Source organism: Ruegeria sp. YTSC230, assembly GCF_059609665.1.
Genome location: NZ_JBXWMC010000007.1, coordinates 18882 through 40918 on the forward strand (window position 1 = coordinate 18882; position 22037 = coordinate 40918).

General features: G+C 56.1%; 19 protein-coding genes. 6 read left to right on the plus strand and 13 right to left on the minus strand.

Features of this window, described 5'->3' with window-relative positions; translation table 11 throughout:
* Window positions 1-21 precede the first annotated feature (21 nt).
* The gene (locus AC2FD9_RS14610; protein WP_496837530.1) at window positions 22-1572 is read right to left on the minus strand and encodes a metal-dependent hydrolase family protein; all 1551 of its coding nucleotides are present in this window, start codon (window positions 1570-1572) and stop codon (window positions 22-24) included.
* On the opposite strand from AC2FD9_RS14610, the gene AC2FD9_RS14615 reads away from it, so the two are divergent.
* The 3 genes from AC2FD9_RS14615 to AC2FD9_RS14625 all read left to right on the plus strand — a co-directional run bounded on the left by AC2FD9_RS14615 (window position 1562) and on the right by AC2FD9_RS14625 (window position 8283).
* Window positions 1562-2566 carry a helix-turn-helix domain-containing protein gene (locus AC2FD9_RS14615; RefSeq protein WP_496837532.1) on the plus strand — a complete coding sequence of 335 codons (1005 nt, stop codon included), beginning with the start codon at window positions 1562-1564 and terminating at the stop codon, window positions 2564-2566. The two genes, AC2FD9_RS14610 and AC2FD9_RS14615, sit on opposite strands and share 11 nt — an antisense overlap.
* Before the next feature lie 614 nt (window positions 2567-3180).
* The gene (locus tag AC2FD9_RS14620; RefSeq protein ID WP_282120224.1) at window positions 3181-4968 is read left to right on the plus strand and encodes an FAD-dependent oxidoreductase; all 1788 of its coding nucleotides are present in this window, start codon (window positions 3181-3183) and stop codon (window positions 4966-4968) included.
* 33 nt (window positions 4969-5001) lie between these two features.
* Window positions 5002-8283, plus strand: a complete 3282-nt coding sequence (locus AC2FD9_RS14625) for an adenylate/guanylate cyclase domain-containing protein (protein ID WP_496837534.1) — start codon at window positions 5002-5004, stop codon at window positions 8281-8283.
* On the opposite strand, the gene AC2FD9_RS14630 is transcribed toward AC2FD9_RS14625, so the two are convergent.
* From AC2FD9_RS14630 to AC2FD9_RS14645, 4 genes are all read right to left on the minus strand, one after another.
* Window positions 8284-9219, minus strand: coding sequence for a polyprenyl synthetase family protein (locus AC2FD9_RS14630; RefSeq protein WP_496837536.1), 936 nt, complete (start codon window positions 9217-9219; stop codon window positions 8284-8286).
* Window positions 9216-9692, minus strand: a complete 477-nt coding sequence (locus tag AC2FD9_RS14635) for a hypothetical protein (protein WP_058273394.1) — start codon at window positions 9690-9692, stop codon at window positions 9216-9218. Before AC2FD9_RS14635 ends, AC2FD9_RS14630 begins: the two co-directional genes overlap by 4 nt.
* A 474-nt stretch (window positions 9693-10166) precedes the next feature.
* Window positions 10167-11291, minus strand: coding sequence for an amidohydrolase (locus tag AC2FD9_RS14640; RefSeq protein WP_496837538.1), 1125 nt, complete (start codon window positions 11289-11291; stop codon window positions 10167-10169).
* Complete coding sequence (locus AC2FD9_RS14645; RefSeq protein WP_496837540.1) at window positions 11284-12294, minus strand: pyridoxal-phosphate dependent enzyme; 1011 nt, start codon at window positions 12292-12294, stop codon at window positions 11284-11286. Before AC2FD9_RS14645 ends, AC2FD9_RS14640 begins: the two co-directional genes overlap by 8 nt.
* 88 nt (window positions 12295-12382) lie before the next feature.
* Here AC2FD9_RS14645 and AC2FD9_RS14650 point away from each other — a divergent pair, with 88 nt between their 5' ends.
* On the plus strand, window positions 12383-12859 hold the full coding sequence (locus tag AC2FD9_RS14650) for an Lrp/AsnC family transcriptional regulator (RefSeq protein ID WP_348774906.1): 477 nt from the start codon (window positions 12383-12385) through the stop codon (window positions 12857-12859).
* A 120-nt stretch (window positions 12860-12979) separates the two neighbouring features.
* On the opposite strand, the gene AC2FD9_RS14655 is transcribed toward AC2FD9_RS14650, so the two are convergent.
* Genes AC2FD9_RS14655 through AC2FD9_RS14665 form a run of 3 tightly spaced genes read right to left on the minus strand, consistent with a single transcriptional unit; the run spans window position 12980 to window position 15348 of the window.
* On the minus strand, window positions 12980-13891 hold the full coding sequence (locus AC2FD9_RS14655) for an NAD(P)-dependent oxidoreductase (protein ID WP_282169714.1): 912 nt from the start codon (window positions 13889-13891) through the stop codon (window positions 12980-12982).
* A 30-nt stretch (window positions 13892-13921) separates the two neighbouring features.
* On the minus strand, window positions 13922-14470 hold the full coding sequence (locus AC2FD9_RS14660; RefSeq protein WP_282169715.1) for an isochorismatase family protein: 549 nt from the start codon (window positions 14468-14470) through the stop codon (window positions 13922-13924).
* 11 nt (window positions 14471-14481) lie between these two features.
* Window positions 14482-15348, minus strand: a complete 867-nt coding sequence (locus AC2FD9_RS14665) for a HalD/BesD family halogenase (RefSeq protein WP_496837542.1) — start codon at window positions 15346-15348, stop codon at window positions 14482-14484.
* Window positions 15349-15467: 119 nt separating this feature from the next.
* On the opposite strand from AC2FD9_RS14665, the gene AC2FD9_RS14670 reads away from it, so the two are divergent.
* Together AC2FD9_RS14670 and AC2FD9_RS14675 are read left to right on the plus strand one after the other, a co-directional pair.
* A complete protein-coding gene (locus AC2FD9_RS14670) occupies window positions 15468-16337 on the plus strand; it encodes a LysR family transcriptional regulator (protein WP_496837544.1) in 870 nt (289 codons plus the stop codon).
* A 282-nt stretch (window positions 16338-16619) separates the two neighbouring features.
* The gene (locus AC2FD9_RS14675) at window positions 16620-17792 is read left to right on the plus strand and encodes an adenylate/guanylate cyclase domain-containing protein (RefSeq protein ID WP_496698938.1); all 1173 of its coding nucleotides are present in this window, start codon (window positions 16620-16622) and stop codon (window positions 17790-17792) included.
* Window positions 17793-17826: 34 nt separating this feature from the next.
* Here the strand turns inward: AC2FD9_RS14675 and AC2FD9_RS14680 are convergent, their stop codons facing one another.
* From AC2FD9_RS14680 to AC2FD9_RS14700, 5 genes are read right to left on the minus strand one after another with little or no spacing between them, the layout of a single operon-like run.
* Complete coding sequence (locus tag AC2FD9_RS14680; protein ID WP_472722927.1) at window positions 17827-18522, minus strand: RraA family protein; 696 nt, start codon at window positions 18520-18522, stop codon at window positions 17827-17829.
* Complete coding sequence (locus tag AC2FD9_RS14685) at window positions 18519-19214, minus strand: alpha/beta fold hydrolase (protein ID WP_496698936.1); 696 nt, start codon at window positions 19212-19214, stop codon at window positions 18519-18521. Before AC2FD9_RS14685 ends, AC2FD9_RS14680 begins: the two co-directional genes overlap by 4 nt.
* Window positions 19211-20335 carry a cobalamin-independent methionine synthase II family protein gene (locus tag AC2FD9_RS14690; protein ID WP_496837546.1) on the minus strand — a complete coding sequence of 375 codons (1125 nt, stop codon included), beginning with the start codon at window positions 20333-20335 and terminating at the stop codon, window positions 19211-19213. The genes AC2FD9_RS14685 and AC2FD9_RS14690 overlap by 4 nt, the downstream gene beginning before the upstream one ends.
* A 10-nt stretch (window positions 20336-20345) precedes the next feature.
* Entirely contained in the window at window positions 20346-20948 is a 603-nt protein-coding gene (locus AC2FD9_RS14695; protein ID WP_282153311.1) for a class I SAM-dependent DNA methyltransferase, read from the minus strand.
* Window positions 20945-21910, minus strand: coding sequence for a cupin domain-containing protein (locus AC2FD9_RS14700; protein ID WP_496837548.1), 966 nt, complete (start codon window positions 21908-21910; stop codon window positions 20945-20947). The genes AC2FD9_RS14695 and AC2FD9_RS14700 overlap by 4 nt, the downstream gene beginning before the upstream one ends.
* Window positions 21911-22037: the final 127 nt, after the last annotated feature.

Consider the following 22037-nt stretch of genomic DNA (forward strand, 5'->3'; position numbering starts at 1 on the left):
CTCTCCGGTCGAGTTTTGGAGTCAATTCAGTGTATTTTTGTATATCACACCGTCCTTCATTATCAGCCGGATCGTTTCAGGGCTTTCCGGTCTCGGATCGGCGCCAAACCACTGATCACCAGTTCCCACAACTGAGAAGTCTTCTAGTGGGTTACCGTCGATCAGCAGGATGTCCGCATAGGCTCCTTCCTCAATCACACCCAGATTGCCCTCGGGATAGGGGTTCATGAATGGTCCGGACAAAGCGGCGATTTCACCGCCAGTAGATGTCATTGCGACCAACGAGGCGTGAGAGCCAAAGAACTCATTATTGAGATGTTTTTCATAGGCAATTTGAATATTGCAGGCGGCTACAGAACCTACGCAATCCGTGTGAAACCCTCTTTTAGCTGGGCACTCATTCATGTTTTTTATGTAGTCGCCAAAAGCCTGCGTAGCTGACTGTGCCTTTCGTAAGCTGGCTGGGACATCTCGAATGGCAGGAATATCGAAGAGATTTGGATCAAATGCGGTGAGATTGGTCGTGATGTAGGCTCCTTTCTCTTTCATCAGCGCTGATATTTCACAATCAAACATGAACCCGTGTTCAATTGATCGCACACCAGCATTCAGTGCCGCCATGATCGTTTCCTTGCGGTAGGAATGGGCCATGACGTAGCTTTCGTATTCGTTGGCAACCTGCACGGCCGCTTCTAACTCTGCCGTCGATCCTGCCAATAACTGCCACGGGTCAAACACTGAAACTACACCGCCTGATTGCATGTACTTCAGTTGTGTTGCTCCCATCCGGAAGTTGTTACGAGCAAACTTGTACATGTCAGAGACGCTGTCGACTTCTTGGGCCATATTCAGACGGCTGAAGTTCGAAGACTGGCCAACAGGCGCCGTAAAGTTGGCGAAATCAGCATGGCCACCACGCGTACTTAGAAAAGCAGCCGCAGGGTAGAAACGCGGCCCGGCAATGGTCCCGGTGTCGATTGCGCGGCGAAGACCTCCATTAGCGCCACCTGCATCTCTTACGGTGGTAAAGCCTTGCATTAAGTACATCTCAGCCATTTGAGTGCCGTGAATCGCGAGGTCTTCCCAAGTGCTGTTGGCTTCCATTGCGGGCAACGTGGGTCCTGGCAGCATCAGGTGTGCGTGATTTTCGATGAAGCCGGGGGTCAGTGTCCTCCCTTCTCCGTCAATGACCGTAGCGTCGGGGGCATCGATCGCATCGGTTGATACGGACTTAATCAGGTTGCCCTCGACCAATACGCTGGCATTCTCGATGCGCTGTTCATTCACGCCATCGAAGATGTGCACGTTGGTAAACAACGTTTGGGGTTCTTCTTGATCCTGAGCCTGCGCGGACGCTGGAAAAGAAAGACCTGCAGCGACAATTACCGTCGAGCAAAGCGACATTCGTAGACCGGACATAAGTACTCCCTTCATATTCATGTTTTGCCAACTGTAGTCCGGAAAACTTTGCCTCGGTTGCCACTTTTGAATTGGCATGTTCGAATGTGATCGTAAAAATGGCCACCAATCAAAGCTACTAATCATCACAAGGGTGACGAGCTTGCCTTTCAACTCCACCTCTCAAGAGCATAGCGAGGGCTTTATTCGCCTCTCCTTAGCCGCTCCGTTTTTGCAATATCTCACCGAACGTAAGATCAATCCGCAACCAGCATTGGACCAGGTCGGATTGAAGGCCGAACTGTTGTCTGACCCATCCGTGTTCGTTCACTCAGAGCTGGTCTACGGTTTGGTGAATGCCTTCTCAGAAGTATCAGGGAATCGATACCTAGGACTGAATGTAGGGGAGACGTTCGACCTACAAGGATGGCCGCCGTTCGCTCAAGCCTTGCAATCAACAGAAACGCTATTCGAGTTTTTTACTCGCTTTGTTGGGCTCGTACCGCAGGAATCCAATTCTGTGCGGCACAGCCTCGTCATTGAAGCAGACAAAGCGACTTATCGTATCGAGAGACAACAGGAACCAACTGTCCCCCCCCTTCAGGTGACCGGTTTTGGTGCCGCAATCTATGTACGCCTATTGCAGACCGTCGTCGGAGATTCTTGGGACTCTTCGCTTGTGCGATGGGAAAGCAGATACATCAATGGTCTGCCCATCGACTACAAAGGGATCGAGGTTGGCCTTGGGACTGATCCCGGAATGCAAATTAGTTTTCCTGTGGAATGGTTGTTTTTGCACCATGTCTCTGAGGGCTCTGCCAAGCCCATAGCTTCACCTCAACAAGAGGAAGAAGTAACCGTGGTGGCAGCTTTGCGCTCTGTCTTATGGGACAAGCTAGATGAAACCAATTTGGGGCCAGAGATGGTGGCTAGAATGCTGGGAATACGCCCGGAACGGTTTCTGAAAGCGCTTCAGCAACAAGGCACAACTCTACCCCGTGAAATCAAACGGCTGCGTGTCGATGTCGCCAAGGAGCACCTCAAAGAAGACCAGATGACAATTGCAGAGATTGGTCTGATGCTCGGCTATTCCGACAAGTCCCATTTCACTCGCTTTTTTCGAGGTCAAACCGGAATGACACCGACCAATTTCCGCCTCGGCGTATAGTTACGTTGCGAATACTTGGACTGCTTCTCCACTACACACCAAGTGCGGGCCGACAAGGATTTGCAACACACTTTTTGGAGCCCCTATCTAAGGATCACAGAGGGACAATTGCCCCCATTGCCCCTGCGGCGGTGCATGCAGCGCTTCGCTTACACCGAATATGTCGGGAGTTCGAGTCTCTCATCACCCACCATTCTCTCCCTACAATGTACCAAGGACCTACGCGACTGGCACCTAGTGTTGTGCTGCGCGTGAAACTGCGTCCGCTACGCCTCGGCTGCCCTGAAACGAAAAAGATGTCTCCGACACAGGAGATATTGGCCATGGCAACAATCCCAAAACGCCCGGCCTACGCAGACCAGGGTCAGGACCCGCGGGACACTTTTCGGATTGCTGCAACATGTATCAAAGGGCTTCGTGAGAGGTTTGCCCGTTGCGCGCGCCGTGTGGTCTTGCGAAATTGTAAAACCGCTCTCCTTCGTCCTGCGGATCATTTTCCTGCAACACTCTGAAATAGTTTCCTTTGATGCCCCAAGCAGCGTAACCTTAGATAAGTTTTGACGGCGCCGGTCTGGGTTTGCAGGCTTGTGACGCAGAAAACCGAGGGAGTGAGCATGCATAAGGTAACTATCGTCGGGGCCGGGATCGCCGGGCTCACCGCAGCTCTTCGTTTGTTGGAGCGGGGATACCACGTCACGCTGTATGAGCAGGACAATTTCATTGGTGGAATGTTGCGGTCCCATAAGGAGCACGACCACGGCGATTATCCGCGCGAACATAGCTATCACATGCTGTGCAATTGGTATTACAACTTCTGGTCGGTCGCAGAAGACCTGGGAATTGAAGACAACTTCACACCACGCGAAGCCTTCAAGTTCCTCTATGACGGTGATCTCGACAACATGCCCGAAATGGTGAACCCCGGCGGCATTCAGGATTTTTACCGCAACCTCACCGGTGGCGCAGCGCCGCCTGCTGAACTCTTCCTGTTCATGTATTCGATGGTCGATCTGCTTTCGATCCCGGACAGTGAAGATGACAAGCTTGACCGGATGTCGTTCAACGGCTGGCTGCGCGGGCGGCCCTATTGCACTGATGTTGTGGCGAAGCTTCATGAGAAGATCTGGCAAACCGTGTGGGCGATTGACAGCTGGCAAGCTTCGGCGCGCAGCTACAAAACCTTCCTGAAGTACGGCAACCGCGTTCCGGTTCCGCAGCTTTGGCTGTTTGATGGGTCCAAGAAAGAAACTCTGATTGATCCCTTCCACAAAAAGCTCGATCAGTTCGGAGACCGGTTTGAGCTCAAGTACCGCCACCGAATTCGCGAAGTGCATCCCAACGCAGACGGCACTCGGATCGAACGGCTGGTGTTTGACAAGGTAACCAAATCGCCATCAGTTAACCCCAAATGGGGGATCGCAAAGAAAGACATCGAAGTGGATGTCAGCGATGAGAATGTGATCATCAGCATCACCCCCGGTGCGATGGCCTCAATGGTAACTGATGATCTCTACAACGCCGACCCGGATCTTGGGCAGCTGAGATACCTGGAGGCCGAACCGATGGCGTCGGTCGAGCTTTATCTCAAGCGGAAACTACCCGGCATCCCTTCGGATGTGGTGGTGTTCATGGATACACCCTATGAGATGACGTTCCTCAACTACTCGGCGACGTGGGGCCTCAAAAACACCTTCCTTTATGTGACAGTTTCGGATTTCAAATCGCTTCTGTCTGTAAAACCCGAACGCCGGGACGAAAACCAGAACCTCATTCTGGATCTCAAAAATCCCAAAACCGCGATCGACTATATTCTGCGAGAAATCACTGCCAAGTTAGAGATAACCGAGGCGGATATCGATCTGTTCCAGACTTCGGTCGATACAAATACTGGCGAAGAGCTTTTCGCCAATCTCACCGGCAGCTGGGAACATCGCCCCGAGGTCAACACCAAGTTCGAGAACCTGTTTCTTGCCGGGACTTACGTCAGAAATTTCGCGGATGTTTCGACCGTCGAAGGCGCCTGTGCAACAGGATTGATCGCGGCTGAAGGCGTACGTCAGGCCGCGCAAAGAGAACCGGACAAAGGCGATGCGGGTAAACCGGTAGAAGTGATCACACCCGATTTTTATCCCAGCCAGATGTTTCAGACGCTCAAGATCGCCTGGGCACCCTATGCCGCCAGTGCAAAAGCCTGGACGCTTGCGGACAAGGCGCTGGGGATTAATAAGCTTTGGCCGCCGAAGGACTTCAAGTTTCCGAAGTCGAAATTCACACCGAATCCCGAGGACCTTGGTTCACTGTTTACGGATTGGCTGCCTGCAAGTAAGTGGAACGAAAAGACTTTGGGCCTGGGTCCAATGTTCTGGAACTATACAGAAGACGGCAAGCCCCGTAAAAAGTAACCAAGAATACCTCGCACGAGTAAGAGACGACTGATGACTACTAAATCGATTGCGGCATGGCTGAACGAAATTGGCCTGCCACAATACACCGAACTGTTTGATGAGAACGGTATCGACCTGGACATTCTTGAAGATGTGACCGGCGACCATCTCAGAGAAATGGGTGTCACGGTGCTGGGTCATCGACTCAAGATCAGCAAGGCAATCACCGCGCTGAAACCGGATGCGGCGCAGCCCAGACCCAGCGGTGCCATGACGGGCGAGGAAAGCGCCGAACGGCGACACCTCACCATTATGTTTTGCGATCTGGTCGGCTCGACCGCCCTGTCGGCGCGGCTTGATCCCGAAGACTATCGCGACCTCATGGCGCTGTATCAGGATACGGTCTCGCAATTGGTTAAAGAGGCCAGAGGGCACGTGGCCCAATACCTTGGCGATGGCGTTGTAGTCTATTTTGGCTACCCGGTTGCGCAGGAGGACGCGGCAGAACGCGCGTGCCGCGCGGCTTTGGAAATTGTCGAGGCCGTCGCCGCGTTGGATACTGCAGCCGGTGAACGCCTACAGGTGCGCATCGGCATTGCAACCGGGTTGGTTGTGGCCGGTGATCTTGACCAGAACGGGGTAAATTCAACCTCAGCAGTGGCCGGCGATACGCCCAACCTTGCAGCCAGATTGCAGGGTCTGGCAAAGCCAGGGCAAATTGTCATTGGGAAGAGAACTCAGTCTCTGTTGGGGGATATGTTCGTCTATGAGGCGCTGGAAAACATCCATCTGAAGGGGTTTGAGCCCGGCCAGGTGGCTTGGCGTGTCATATCCACAGCACAGCGCCAGGACCGGTTCGCCGTTACCTCAGCACGGCGGCAGCTTACGCCTCTGGTCGGGCGCACGCCGGAACGAACGCGCCTGATGTCGGCCTGGGAGGATGCCAAATCTAAGAAGGGAAGTGTTTGCCTTGTCTCAGGTGAGGCTGGCATCGGCAAAAGCCGCCTCACATATGAGGTGGTGGATCAGGCCAAGGGCGAAGGTGCCACCGTTCTTCACCTGCAATCCGCACCCTACTTTGAGAACACGGCCCTGTACCCTATCCGCCGTCAGATCGAAACCGTGCTCGGGTTCAAGGAAGACGATGACAGCGAAGCCAGGCTGGACAAGCTGGAAAAACTGGTCGTTGCCGAAGACGATCTGAACGAAGCCCGCGCGCTGATGGCGTCTTTGTTTTCGCTGCCCTGTGACAGGTATCCGCCGCTGAACCTTTCGCCCGAGTTGCAAAAGACCCGCACGATCGACATGCTAATCGAACAGGTCATCGTGCAGTCTAAGCGGGCACCTCTTCTGGTGCATTTCGAAGACCTGCACTGGATCGACCCCACATCGCTGGATTTGCTGACCAAATTCGCCGCCAAACTCGCCGATCATCAGATCTTGTTGCTTGTTACTTGCAGACCGGAATTTACCCATGACTGGCAGGCAGATCACCTGGTCACCTGCGAACTGGCGCGCCTCAAACCCGCAGAAGTCGAAGAGCTTTTGGACAGCATGACAGGGTCGGATACGTTTTCTCCTGAACAACGCCAGCAACTGCTGGAACGGTCGGACGGCGTGCCACTATTTGCCGAAGAGCTGACCCGCTCTGCGATGGAATTCAGAAACAGTGCGGATCTGGTGCCTGAAACCCTGCAAGACAGTTTGATGGCGCGTCTCGACAAGCTGGGGGCCGCCCGCGAATACGCCCAGATCGGGGCTGTGATCGGTCGGGAATTCGATGTCGACCTGCTGTCTCAGGTGACCGGAACTCCGTTGACCGATCTCTCGGACTCGCTTTCGCAACTGGGTGACGCAGACCTCGCATACCCGGACCAAACCGGTCAAAGTCTGATGTTCCGCCACGCGTTGATCCAGGAGGCCGCGTATCGATCTATATTGCGGCGGCGGCGGCAACAATTGCATGGCAAGATTGCCGAAACACTGGAAGAGAAATTCCCCGAACGCTGCAAGTCCGGACCGGAACAAGTGGCAAACCATTTTGTGGCCGCTGGTCTGGGCGACCGGTCAGTTCCCTACTGGCTGACAGCTGGTAAATCTGCCTGGAGCCGGGCCTCGATGAAGGAAGCGCTCGCTCAGCTGAGTAATGGTTTGGAATATGTTGGAGAGGTCGATGACCTGACGGATCGCGCAAAGCTGGAGCTGCAACTGCAGTCGACCATTGGCGTGGTGCATTTTGCGGCGACCAGCTACGCCTCGCCACAGGCGCAGACCGCTTTTGAACGCGCCCGCGAGCTGTTTGTGGATGTTGAAGATCCAGACCTACGCGTCGCGGTTCTATACGGGATCGGGGCCTTCGAAACCATGCGTGGCGACGTGAGCTCAGGGCATGATACCTTTGCGGCGCTTGCTGACGAGGCAACGCGCAGCGGCAATACCCGCTATGAAGTCTATTCCGCCTCAATGCAGACGTGGTCGCACTTCAACCGCGGCGATTACGCCGAGTCGGTGCGCTTTGGCGAACGGGTTCTACAGCTCTACGATGACGGCATCTGGGACCAGCCGGGACCACGCCTGTCGGCCGCAGAACCCAAGGTAATTTCAGAATGCTTTCGGGCGGCAGCGCTCTGGTCCCTGGGGCGACCGGATCAGGCGGTGAAGGTCGGGAACGACATCCTAAATTACACCCGGTCGCTGCCTGACCCCTATTCGCTTGTCTATGCGCTGTCGAACGGGGTGATCCGTATCCATGACTGGAACGGTGACTGGGAACAGGTCATGGACCTGACCGAAGAATGCAGCGCAGTTGCCGGAGAGTACGGGTACAGGTTCTTGGGTGTCTGGGCTTCCTTCTGGCGCGCCCGGGCAATGGCGCAACTCGGTCAACTGGATGAGGCCGAAAAGATCACGGCCACGGCCGTTGCCGCCTGCAAGAATGCCGGCGTTCATTACCACCGCGTCTGTTTTGAAGCCAATCACGCACGCCTGCTGTTGGCACAGGACCGGATCGAGGATGCCACCCGGGTTCTGGACGATCTTGACCAACCACTGCAGGTTGGGGGCGAATTGAACCACGTACTGGACCTGAGCCTAGTCAAAGGGGAATTGGCACAGAAGCGTGGCGACACCAGCAGCGCCGAGCAGCACTATCGCGCTGCTTTCGACGCAGCCCAAAACCGGTCAGCTTTGGCATGGCAACTGCGCGCCGCGCTTGGGTTGGCGTCTTTGCTGCCCGCCAAAGACGCACAACGCGCGCTTATCGAACCGCTAATGGCGCAGTTCGAGGAAGGGTTCGACAGCCAGTATCTGAAGGCAGCGCGCACCTATTTGTGATCAGCGCGCTTCGCCCAAAGCCCGTGTGCGATCCACAAGCGTGATCAACTTCTTCGGGTTCCGGGCAAATCGTTTGGCCTCGGCTATTGCGCTGGCGGCGATCCGGTCCAACTCGGCCTCGGCTTCGGGCAGAGCGGCGCGAAAGGCCTCGGCGAGCGCGTCGTAATTGCCGGGGTTCGGATCGCGGAACATCTCGGCAATTGCAGGTTCGCGTACAGCTATCGCGGCCGGTAGGGTTAGAATCCCGTCGCGAATGTCCTCTTCACCGCCGCCGCCCAGGGCTTCGGTTCCACGCACGTCGGACACGTCATCGCAGGCGTGATACAGGGTGCCCAGCAGACCACCGAAATGGCGCAACCCCTCGCTACGGTCGCCGAGACAAGCAGCGACCTCGAACATCGAACCGGTGTCTTCCTGCGCCAGCTTGCGCCAATCCTCGACGCCGCGCGGCATCGTGCGGCTGTTCCACTGCGCGATCTCGGCCGCGCCAAGCCGGGACATCAGCTCGGACAACAACGCGACCACCTGCGGCTCGGTCGCCATCATCCGATAGCCTTCCGCAACCATGAACCCGGACGTCATCAGCGCCGCAAGTTGCCCAAAGGCCGTGTGCATGGTCGGTTTGCCGCGCCGTTCGTCCGACTGGTCCAGTATGTCGTCCACAACCAGCGTCATGTTATGAAACAGCTCAAGCGTTACGGCTGCCTGTATGGTTTCATCCGTGATCTCCTCGCTGCCGACAGCCGTCTGACAGGCAAAGATGGTCAATGGGCGAAAATACTTTGAGCCGGCCAGAAACTGTTCTTCCAACTGCGGCCGCATCTCGTCGGGTGTGGATTCAACCCACGCGCCGATGGCAGTGCGCAACCGTTCGGTCTCAGCCTCAAATCCCAGTTCCGGTATCACCCAATCGGCACGGGCACCTTCGTTATTCATGGTTTGGATTTTGCATAGCGATGGGGGCCTTCCCGGTCGTCACCCTCGGGACCGACTGACTTACGAAGCTCAGCCTCGATTTCCATAAGATCACGTTGCAACAGTTTTGCCTCGCTCAGCGACAGATCCGATATTTCGCGCAACACCGCACGGGCCTTGTCCAACACGATCAGTTGTCTGGCTTCCACTGACGGGCCATCCGCACTGGGTATGGTTGCTTCGATCGCGTCTGTCCCTTGGGTCGAGACAATGGTCGCAATCTGCTGCCAATACCGCAAAGCTGAACTGAGCCACCGGGCTTGCGCCTGCGCAAGCAGAAACATCACATCGGGCTCGACCCGTGCACCCTTTTCGCTGTAGTCCCGCAGCGACCCCAGAACACCCTCAAGCGCTTCCAGATACATCGCCACCATATCGTCAATCGAGCCAGGGTTCCCAAACTCATTGCGTGATGATCCGTCGTCTTGATCCATCTTGCTACTCCATTGCCCCCATCGTCATAAAGTTTTGTAGATTCAGTGTTTTGCTACCGATTTTCACTGTATATTCACACCGCGTTTGAGCATGGGTTGATTTGATTTTCAGTAAAACAAGAAGATCGCCGCGCAATCAAGTACCGAGATATGTTAACCATCTATTAACCTTGGGGATCTGCCGTCTGCATAAGAAAAAAGCACCCGCCCCACGGGTTTTGGTTCACGTTACGCGAAGGGCGATACGAAACAGATTTGCCGCGATCCGCCGGGGCGAAGTTCGTGACAATGAGGCTTTTCGACAACTGCGTCACGCAATGTTTCTGGGTCTCGATGCGGCCCTGGCGGTGGTCACCAGATAAAATGCCCCAGCAAAGAAAACACTCGCGGCATGGGATCGACCGAAGGTTCGACTGGGAACTGCGGGGTGGATAAACTGCTCGCTATTTGGGCTTATTCAGGCATCGCTTGCCATCAAAATTCCCGCCGCGCCGTGCTGGTCCAAAACGCGATCCCATGTCTGATCGCCTTGTCGTTAAAATCATACGACGGGTTATGAAGCGGCATCGAATTGTTCCCCTCCAATCCGTTGCCCATCAGGATGAAGGCCCCGGGGCGGTGCGCAAGAAACTCTGCAAAATCCTCAGAGAATCCTACCCGACCGTAATCCGCATCAACGCTACCAACATCACGAGCAGCATCCGCGATCATGTCTGTGGCTCTGGCATCGTTCACCAATGGCCGGAAGGAAGTTGAGTAATCAACCTCCGCCTCAGCGCCTTGTGCTGCACATACACCGGCGACTATGGCGCGCATTCTTCGCTTGATATTCTCGGACACATCTCTGGAAAAGCCCCGGCAATCCCCCCTTAGAGTTACGTTGCTAGGCAGAATGTTGCGCGCGCCGTCTGTCAGGAACTCCGTTACGGAAACCACCGCATGCTCGCTCGCCGGAACCGAGCGAGAGACGATCGATTGCAACTGCTGCACAATTGCGGCACCTGTCACAATCGGATCAACGCCTTTTTCCGGCATCGACGCGTGCCCGCCCTGACCCTGAACGCGTATCTCAAAATTATCCTCGAACGCGCAGAATGAGCCCGCTTGAGTGGCAAAGTGACCAAGCTCCATTCCGGGCATGTTGTGAAGGCCAAAGATTGCGGCCATCGGGAAACGTTCAAACAAACCGTCCGAGATCATCGCGGCTGCCCCGTTTCCGTTCTCTTCGTCCGGCTGAAAGATGAAGTGAATGGTGCGGTCAAAAGACGGGTCTGCCGCAAGCTCCAGCGCGGCACCCAACAGCATGGTGCTGTGGCCATCATGGCCACATCCATGAAACTTGCCTTCCGTTCCCGAGCGGTACGGCAAGTTGGTGGCCTCGTGTATCGGCAGCGCGTCCATGTCGGCTCGAAAACCGATTGCGGTTTCGTCCGGACCACGGCGCAAGGTGGCCACAATTCCCGCGCGGCCCACACCCCGGGTGACCTCAAGTCCCGCGCGTTCCAACTCCGCCGCGATCAGATCCGACGTCCGGTCAAGAGCGAAGCCTGTTTCCGGGTGGGCATGCAGATCACGGCGAAACGCAACGAGATCAAGCATCGGGAACGTCTCCTTCGGACAGCACGATCAACGGCAATTTAGCCTCGTCCGTCAACAAGGCTGCAAGCCCCGCTGCGCCAGACGGCGTGGTGGAAAAGCCCAGATCGCGCGCATGTTTTACAGCGTCCACGGCCTGCAGGTCAGTGACCGTAACCCAGTCGTCGGCGCACCGTTCAAGAATTTCCAAAGCCAACATAGAAGGCGTTTTGCAGTCCAAGCGCCCCATATTGGACACCGGGCCCTCAACCGTTACGATCTGTCCGGCCCGGGCGCTTTCGGCAAGGCAAGGGGCCGCATCAGGTTCGACCACTATGATCTTTGGCTGAACCGCCCAGGTGGACCGGATCATGTAAGCGATCCCCGCAGCCAGCCCACCAACGCCTGCCTGCAAGTAAACGTGGCTGGGCCAATTCCCAGAGCTTTCCAACTCTGTCCGCATTTCTTCGGCGATGACGGTATAGCCCTCCATCACCAACCGCGGAGGTTCGGTATATCCAGGCCAAGATCCATCGGCGAGGTGGATTGCGCCGGACGCCTCGGCGTCGGCTATGGCTGCCGCAACGCTCGCCTCATAATCGTCACCCGATCGGACAACTTCCGCGCCTTTTTCCCGCAGGCGAATTGCAAAATCCTCTGGCACTGTCTCAGAAAGGTGAATGCGGGCCTTTGCGCCAAACAGCCGCGCTCCGGCCGCCACGGCCATGCCATGATTGCCTGCACTGGCACAGACAAAAGTCATCGTGCGTGCGATGGTTTTTACGGAATCGTCCAAATAGGCGTTTGGTTCCAAAGGATGACCGACGCGCGCTTCTATCAGCTTGGCAACAGCGTAAACGCCTCCGAGCGCTTTGAAAGCGCCCAATCCCATCCTGTTGGTTTCATCCTTTATCAGAATAGGTCTGTCTTGGAGACTGCGTGTCTCCAACGGACTTGGTTTATAGGCGGGGCATGCAGCCAGCAGAGCCAGCGGTTTTGCGACATCGAGTATCGTTGGATTTTTCATGCAGAAAGTTGTACTCGCAAAGTGTGACCTATTATGGTCAATTTTTCCGAATTTTCGGGAAATTTTCTTACCAGATAGGGAAATTCTCATGAAACTCGATCAGTATGACCGAAACCTGCTTCAGTTGATGCAAACCGATGCCAAGATGGGTCTAGAAACGCTCGCGTCCGAGACAGGCTTGTCTGTGGCCTCTATTCAGCGGCGGTTAAAGGCGCTCAGAACCTCGGGCGCAATACTTTCGGAAGTCGCGATCGTTGATCCTAAAAAGCTGGGTGTCGCGATGAGCTTCATTGTCATGGTCGAATTGGAACGCGAACGTCAGGATCAGATCGACGCATTCTCACGTCAGGCGCAATCAGAGCCTATGGTACAGCAGTGCTATTACATCACCGGAGACGCCGACTTCTGTCTGGTCTGCACAGCAAAGGATATGGATGATTTTCAGGAACTCACGAAGCGACTGTTCTTCGACAACTCAAACGTCCGTCGCTTTCGCACATCTGTTGTCATGGGGAGAAAGAAAGTCGGTTTGGGCATTCCTGTTCAGGATGTTGGGTTAGAATAATAAGAATCAACATTTGCGTCAGCTACCGCTTCAAAGCGGCCCTTCGAATGGTGGGCAGCAGATGTGTTCATGAACCAGCGCCACGCGTCCTCCGGGTTAGGGCCCAGATTGGGCCCCTCGTTATTTTTCCCAGTGCGGGACCCAATCCCCGTCAAGGCGAAGTGACACGCCAGCATTGTCTTCTTCAAGCTTCACCACATGCAATTCGCCCTTGTCACCCCCATATTTTTCGCGGGCTGCTTCGAATTGCGTGCACACCAGCCGTGTGGCCGGGGCGGCGGTGCCGGCGTCGTCGCAGGCCTCAACGATCAGGCCCAGATCCTTTTGGCACAGATCCAGTGTGAAAGACGGATCATAATGTCCGGCAAAAACGGACGGGGCGTCGTGATGCATGCACCAGCTTTCGCTGGCCCCGATCTTAAGCGCGTCCCAGGCTCGTGACAGATCGACACCTGATTTCACCGCCATGACAAGTGCCTCACCCATGGCTGTCGCGTGGATGGCCCAAAGCTGATTGCTGGCCAGTTTCGTCACGGACCCGCTACCGCTGGGGCCCATGTAATGAAGCGGACCCATCAGTTCCATCACGGGGCGAATACGCGCGACAGTCGCCTCATCCCCACCTGCGAATTGAGGCATATTGCCGGTGCGTGCACCATCGACGGCGCCTGTGACCGGCGCATCAATCAACTGTACACCGTTTTCAGCAAAGGTGGCTGCAAGCTCGCGCACAAAGGCGGGTTTGTTTGTTGTCATATCCACCCAAACCTGCCCCGCGGACATGGCGGATCGCAGCCCATCGTCGCCGCCTGCCACTTGTTCGATTTGCTTTGGTCCAAAGACCATGGTGAACACGATGTCCGCCGCTTGCGCCGCAGCCGCAGGGGTCTCTGCCCACGTCGCCCCAAGCGCCAGGTGCTCTTCTGCCCGGTTCCGATCAAGGTCGCAGACCGTCAGGTCATGCCCGCCCTTGATCAGGTTCAGGGCCGCCGGGCCGCCCATGGTGCCAAGCCCAATAAATCCAATGCGCATCTTCGCCGTCCTCGGGGTTAGTTATATTGCTTAGGCGTTCAGGATGGTGTCGGTCGAACATACCTCACCAAACTCACCCTGCAGATTGGCAAGCGTGACGGAATGGATCTGTTCGGCGCTGTGGGTCACCCCGTCCGGCCCGGTCGCGTCATAAGCCCAGACGGCATCTGAGGCATAGACCATCTCAAAGCCCAGACTGCTTGCAGAGCGCGCGGCGGACTCGGCGCAGTGATTGGCCGTGGCCCCGCAGATGACCACACGCTCAATATTGTCGGCGCGCAGATCGGCCTCGAGCGAAGTTCCGGCAAAGGCGCTGGAGACGTATTTGATGATCACCGGCTCGTCCCCCTGCGGTGCTGCAAAGGGTTGAACAGCCGCGCCAGGCGCGTCCGCATGAAATGGATCATCCGGGTCAAGCCCGTGGTGGTGCACATGGACGATCTTGTCACCTTGCGCGCGAAACCGGCTGAGAAGTCGGCCAATATTGTCGCCTGCCTCGGGGCAAGATCGCACGGCACCGGCGGCATCCTCATGGGCCAGCGCCATTTGCACATCAATGACGAGTAGAGCAGTTTTCATGGCGTGGTCCTTTATGCGTTGATAGTGGCGGCTGCGCGTTCCGCGAGGATATTTTTGACACGATCACCATAGATCCGGATGTTGATGTCGTCGCTGATCACGCGGCCTTCCTGTTCGTCATAGGTCATGATCGCGGTGACACGAGGGGTCGACCCTTCGACCTCTGTCACCCCGTGCAATGAATAGCCACCGCGAAACAGGGTAAATGTACCGGCGCCCCGGTCAAACTTCTGTGCATGGGACATATCGCCAGCAAGCAAACGATCCACCGCCTCGCGGTCCTCGGTTTCGTCGGTGCGCGAGTTCGGCAAGAAGGCAAAATCACCCCCGGTTTCAGCGGCCTGCAACAACAGCGTCACGGTGCATTCCGTCGTATCATAATGCCAGGCGTGCCAGCTTCCTGGATGCAGGGCGACGACATTCAGCGCTTGAAACTCATCAGCGCAGCGATGCAGCACCTCTTTCTTTTGGACGCGGCGCACAAAGTCCGTCAAACGCGGCGACTGATAAAGCTGTTGGATGAGCGTTTCCTTTGGCAGCTGATCGTCCGCCAATTGCGTTGCCACATGCGTATATTCCTTACGGCGCGGATCATCCTTGGGCAGCGACGGATCAATTGCGCCCTGGTAGATGTTGCGCTTGATAGTCAGCACGTCAGCGGTGGGCAGCAAGGCGTTGGATTCATCGGCCAGTGCTGCCAGTGCCTCGGGACGGATGAACCCATCCAGATTGCACCAGCCATGTTCCTCCATCTGGTCCTGACAGGTCTGGAGAAACGCAGCGCCTTCGGCACTTTCCAGATCCGCAATGGGATAGCGCTCCAGATCCACAAGGCTCAAAACCATGTCGGTGTCTGTATCTTGATTGACCTCCGGCATAGATCGCTCCCTTTTGTCTGGTCGACTTCGTCGTCAGTTGCTTTTGTCTATCTGCCGACCGAAATGAAGGAAAATGAAACAATTTGCGTCCATGCACATAAAAAACTTATGAATGGGCAATGAAAAGCAATCTCAACCTGAACTGGCTTCGCACTTTCGAGGCCGCCGCACGTCATTTAAGCTTTACCGCCGCCAGCCGAGAGCTGGGGCTGACACAAACGGCTGTCAGTCAGCACATGAAGGCGCTGGAAGGTCAGCTGGGGCAGAAACTGTTCATTCGCAAGGCCAAAAGCCTGCAACTGACGGAAATCGGCCGGGCCTATTTGATATCGGTCCGGGATTCACTGGAGCACATCGCATTTTCCACAAACGGGCTGTTTGGGCCTGCCTTGGAGACGACGATCGTTGTGCGGGCGTCGGCGGCTATGATCATTTGGCTGGCGCCGCAACTTGCGAGCTTTCAGACAGCCCATCCCGGTATCGGGATCAAACTTGTCACCTCTCTGTGGCAGAGCGGCCAGGAAGGGCATCCCGTGGACGTTGACATCCAGTTGGCTCCGCAAACCCATTCCGACACGCGCATGGTCAAGCTTTCCGATGAGTTCATCGTTCCGGTTTGCGGTGTGCGCACCGCGCCAATGATCAAAACACCCGAGGATCTGCTGGCCCACGCTTCCATCCACGTTCTGGGGTTTGACGATCATTGGGCGCGGTATCTGTCGGCCCGTGGTCTGCCCAACGCAGATGTATCCCCGCGCCTTATCGTCGATACCTCGGTTGCCGCCTGCGAATTGGTGGCTGCGGAAAGCGGCTGCACCATTATGATCAACCGGTTCGCGCAGCAGGCCATCGCAAGCGGCCGCCAGATCAGAATTGTCGGTGCCCCCGTTGATACAGGCCAGGCTCACTACGTCTTGCAACACAAAACAGGTACGGCGGGATCACACGTTTCGACCGCTTTTTGCGAGTGGCTACAAACCCGTTTTTGACGACCGCCCTTAAAACGCGAATGCATCCTGGGGATCAAGCGGGACATGACCACGGCCTTGCCAAGCCGTCCTTGGCAAGGCGCTTGAAGCGGGTAGCCCAATCTGGGGCCAGGTCGTGCAAAACAAGCTGTTTGTGGTTTGAGATCTTCGATGGATCGCCTCCTGAATTTGCGCCAAGCCTAAACGCGCCTGGCATCATGCGCGGGCTTCATTTGGTTCAAATCGGCCCATCACAGGCCCAATTTCCTTTGTGCATCCAGCCCTAGCGACTAGTTTGAAATAATGGACTCCGTAGCCCAACTGACAAACTGGATGATCACTGAAGGGCGCCAATCAGGCGATCCCGTGAAAGTGGTGTCGCATTTCTGCTCCTCCTTAATAAAGGCGGGTGTCCCGCTCTGGCGGGTCAATATTGGCCAGCGCTTCGCCAATCCCTTACTCATTGCTTGGGGTGTGGTTTGGACACCTGATGGAACCGAAAGCTATGACGTCACACATGAGACGATGTTGACCGACGGGTACGTAGGAAGCTCATTTGAGTATATTCTGGAACACCGAAAGCCACTTCACAAATGTCTACGCCAGCTGGATTCAAAGACAGAGCATTCATCCTACCTGGACTTCGCCGAGCAGGGCGGCACCGACTATTATGCCACCCTGCTTTATTACGGCGACAGATCACTACACGGCTGCACATTTGTTACCCAAGCACCAGAAGGGTTCTCGCCACTGCATCTGAAATTGATCGAGGACGCGCTGCCCGCGCTGTCTTCGGCTTTGGAACCTGTCACAATGCGCAAATCGTCCAAAGGCCTTCTGCGAACCTACCTTGGCGATGGGCCCTCGGACAGCGTTTGGAACGGGCGCATCAAACGAGGGGAACGTACAACGCTTGAGGCCGTGGTCATGTTCTCAGATTTGCGCGGCTTTACGGCGCTATCGGACAGCGCACCTGAAGAGGAAGTTTTTGACGCGCTGAGCGGATACTTCGATCTAGTTGTTCAGTCAGTGGAAGAGAATGGAGGCGATGTTCTTAAATTTATGGGTGACGGTATTCTGTCGATTTTCACCATCGCCACGCAAGCTGATCGCGCTGACCGATGTCGCAAAGCTGCGTATGCAGCGCAAAGTGTTTTGGCTGGTCTGACCGCCGTCAACTGCAGTCGCGCGGAAGCCGGAAAACCGGCTCTAGACGTTGGTATCGGGATCAACGCAGGGCAAGTCAGTTATGGCAACATCGGCAGCCCCGGAAGACTGGATTTTACTGTACTTGGTGGCGCGGTGAACGTCGCCAGCCGAATTGAGGGTTTGACAAAATCTATTGGCCGAAGAGTTTTGGCAACGTCAGTCGTTGCTGGCGCTTCGGATGATCTGTTTGCTTCTTGCGGGTTTCACGACATTCGTGGCGTTGCGCATCCAATTGAGCTGTTCGCCCTCGTCGAGCAGAAGCTCTGAGGCGCGGCGGCATGCGGAATGACGGCCCCTATAGTCAGACCCTGGCTTTTTCGAAGGCCGCCCAAGCGGTCTCAAAAGCGTCAAAATCAAACCCTGGCTGACTGGCTGCATCCAAGACGATGCGTTCTGTCACCAATAGCTTTTGGATTGCTGCTTCTAACTGGTCGACGACATCATCGGGTACAACCAACGCGCCATGACGGTCGGCGTGCACCAATTCGCCAGGATTAACTGTCAGGCCAAAAACGGAAACCGGTGTATCAATCTCGCGGACGTGGACGAAACCGTGGCTTGGCCCGACGGAACCGGCAACAACCGGGAACCCCTTGGGTAAGTCTCCCAGATCACGCATGACGCCATTGGTTACGACACCGGACATACCAAAACCCTTGTGGACGGATGTATTGATTTCACCCCAATAGGCTCCGATGCAATCCGGATAATCCATATCCTCGATCACCGCGACGCACGGATTGACCGCTTCGGCCATGTATTTGTAGTAGGCCATGCGCCGGGTCTTGATGACGTCAGGCGGTTCGGTCGGTGGATTGACTGCCGCGATTTTTGCCGTACGGGCATAGCCGACGATCGGAGGTTCCTCAGGCGCTGAACACAGCATGGTTCCGCGCGTGAAATCATCGAACCCGCGCTTGCCTTGCGCCACCTCAATGGCATTGCAGACGGTGGGGGTATCGACCTTGCGAAGCAGGGACAAAAGGGATGGCGTCATGTGTCCTCCAACCAACGGACCAAAGCCGCTGTGGTTTTTTGGGGTTGTTCCAATGTCGGCAGATGCCCTGCACCTTCGATGATCTCCAGCGTGCTGTCTGGCAATAGATCGTGCATCATCTGGTGGCGCTCCACGGGGCACAGCCGATCTTCTTGCCCACACAGAACCAAAGCCTTTCCCGTGAAAGCTGTCAGCGTCACGCTTTGGTCCGGGCGATTCATCAGAGCCTGTGATTGGCGCAAGAATACGGCAGGGCCCAAGTCGGTGGCCATTGCCATGCATAGATCCAGGATAGCCCCCCGGTTGGGCCCGTCCGACAGGTAACTGGGCTTCATCTCGTCCCGCATCACCGACCTCAGCTTGCCGTCGCGAACGGCTGCAATCTGGGGCGCGCGGCGGGCTTTGACCTCTGGCTTTTCAGCCAGTGGATTTGTGTCGAGCAAAGCCAGGCGCGAAACACGTTCCGGGGCCTGACGCAATACTTCCATTGCCACGATACCGCCCATCGACAATCCTGCCAGCGCGAATTCAGACGGCGTGTTTTGCAGAATGTCATCTGCAATGGCTTGCACGCTGTCGTGTCGCGACAACGGGAATGTCATCACAGGCATCCTGCCAGACAGTGCGTCGATTTGCGGGCCAAAAAGGCGGGCGTCACACATCATGCCCGGCAAGAAAATCACGGGTATCATGCCGAGGCCAGCTTGGCCCCCTCAGACAGCGCGGCCAACTTGGCGTAGGCGATCTGAGGGTCAACCGCGCCGAAGCCCGCAAAGGTGCCAAAGCCGCAATCGCTGCCTGCTATCACCCGGTCCGCGCCGACGATTCCCGTAAAACGTTCGATCCGTTGGGCCACAAGCTCGGGATGCTCGACGAAATTGGTGGTGGTGTCGACCACACCGGGGACCAGAACCTTGTCATCTGGCATCTCAGATTTGCGGTCACGGAACACGGTCCACTCGTGGGCGTGACGCGGGTTCGAGGTCTCAAACAGGACATAGCGCGATTTGGTTGCCATCAGGGTGTTGAACACCTTGTCCATCGCAATGTCGCAGCAATGCGGACCCTCGTAGTTGCCCCAGCAGATATGCACCCGCACGCGATCCTGCGGGACGTTCTGAAGCGCGTGGTTCAGCGCCTCGACATGCATATCGGCGATTTCGACGAACGCGTCGTCTGAAAGGTCTGTGAACAGCATATGGCGCGACAAGGCCAGATCGGGACAATCCAGTTGCAGATCCAGACCAGCGGCCACGATAGTTTCGTATTCCTCTTTCATGGCATCGGCCAGCGCCGCCAGATATGCCTCACGTGTGGGGTAGAAATCGTTCTGCAAAAACAGAGAGATCACGCCCGGGGACGCGGCATTCATGAAACCGCGCTCGACCCCATGCTGCGCCATAGCCGCTTTAAGGTTGGCGATGTCCTTCTCTAACTCACCCTGCCCTTTTGATCGCACTTCTCCGGTGCACATTGGTCGGGCGTATTGCGGCGTGCCTCCGTCATTGGCCAGCCGCTGCAGAAAGCCAGGGAACATCTTCAAATCTGCCGGCGCATTGCGAGGGCTGTCACCGGAAAACCCGGTGTAGCGGTCCTTGACATAGGTCGCATAAGAAATCTTCGAAGTCTCACCGTCGCTGACTATATCAACGCCGGCTTCGACCTGTTTGCGCACCGTTTCAGAGACTGCGGCGGTCATACACGTGTCAAACGCGGCTGCTTCATAAGGTTCGCCGTTTTCCCTGGCAAAGATAAGATCCACGACGTCCTGTGTTCGGGGCAAAGACCCAACATGTGTGGTTTTTACGGCCATAAAGACCTCCTTACAGTTTTCGTGCCATCAGCACAGTATGGCTTTGAGTTTCGGGGTCTTCGGCCAAAAAGCCGGTCAATTGCAGCCCGTTCTCTTCAAGGCACGCTGCATAACCGGCCGGGGACAACGAGGCGTGGTAGACAAGCTCTGATCCGACCGTGCCGCTGACTTCCCCGGCGCGTGGACCTACGGTCAGCATCAGCATTCCACCGTTATGTAAATGGCGTGCCATGCGGGTGATGCAGCCCTTCTGCTCATCTGCCGTCAGGTGAAAAAAGCTGTTCCAGGCGATGATCCCATCGAATTGCTGATCCAGCTCAAAATCCCGCATGTCAGCTTTCCGCCAATCCCCGTCCGGCCAGCGTTCTTTGGCGATGTTCAGCATGGCTGCGGAAAAATCGACACCCGTGACATCAAACCCTTCGGCCATAAACCAGCGCGCAATGGGATCGCCTGTGCCACAGCCCAGATCCAGTACGTGGTCACCCGGTTTGAGGCTGGCCGTGAAGCGCGCCAGCCAGCGCGCCTCGAAAAGGGCTTTTGAGCGGCGCATGTCATACTCTGTGGCTTGCCGCTCATATATGGCTTGGGTGTCGTTCGGGTCTGCGCTCATCCTGTCCAGGTCGCTCCTGCCGGTTCATCGGTTGCAGTGATCCGGTACAGGCCCGCCTGCCCGGTCATTGATGGCTGAACGCTATAGGATTCACCGGGTAAAACCAGAGCCGTGTCACCTGTCGAAATTGTGGTTTCGTGCTCGTCGATCGAGATATACCAGTGACCGCTGGCTGGCATCAGAACCACAGGTTTATCCGCCGCAATCGGTTCGGTCACAGAGGACCCCCGGCCAAGGAAGTCTACCGCAAACCCCGGCTTATCCTTGATCAACCCGCTCTCACCAATCACCTGCGCAGGCTTATTGGCCGACAACGCCATCAGATCCCAATACCGTGCAACATATTTGCCGACGACATCCTCAACCGGAACCTCAGGGTAGCCCTTCAACTGCTCTTCGGTCAGCAAGGGCATTGGGTGCACATTATGAGGCAGCTCCTGACCTTTCTTGGTGTCGTACAGAACGCCATTGTCGCCCAGCATCAGACCATGCGCCTGCGCATCTTCAATGACCTGAGGGGCCCAAGTGACGCCTCCGCCCGCGTCGTCTCCGCCCAGGATTGCCATGATCATACCGTAGTCCTGGCCAACGTTTTCAAAACCACGGAAGATGCCGGTCGGGATGTTGAAAATATCACCCTCTTCGGCGATGAACTCTCCGGCGGTGCCATAACGGCCCCAGAAAAAGCGCCAGCGTCCTTTGGCAACAAAGAAAACCTCGGCCGTTGTGTGGCTGTGCAGTGAGTTCCGGCATTTCGGCGGTTGACCGGCGGCACCGATGTTGAAGCCGATCTTGTCGGTGATGTGCACGTGCTGATCCGGAGATTCCGAGACGCCGCCGCCGATGATCGTGAAATTCTCTTTCTGATCGCTGCCCGGCGTATGTGCATCGATAAATGCGGTTTTACAGGGTTGGAGCTCGCCGTAGCGGACAATGCGGGAAGTGATGGCTGATTTGGTCATGACGTATGATCCGATATTTTGTTTTCAGGAATGCAAGCTCGTGTGCTCTGGCGGCACAGGCGTTCACTCCCCTGGCGGGCGCAGATTCAGTCGCCGCGCCCGCAGGCTCTGACGAAACATATGGAAA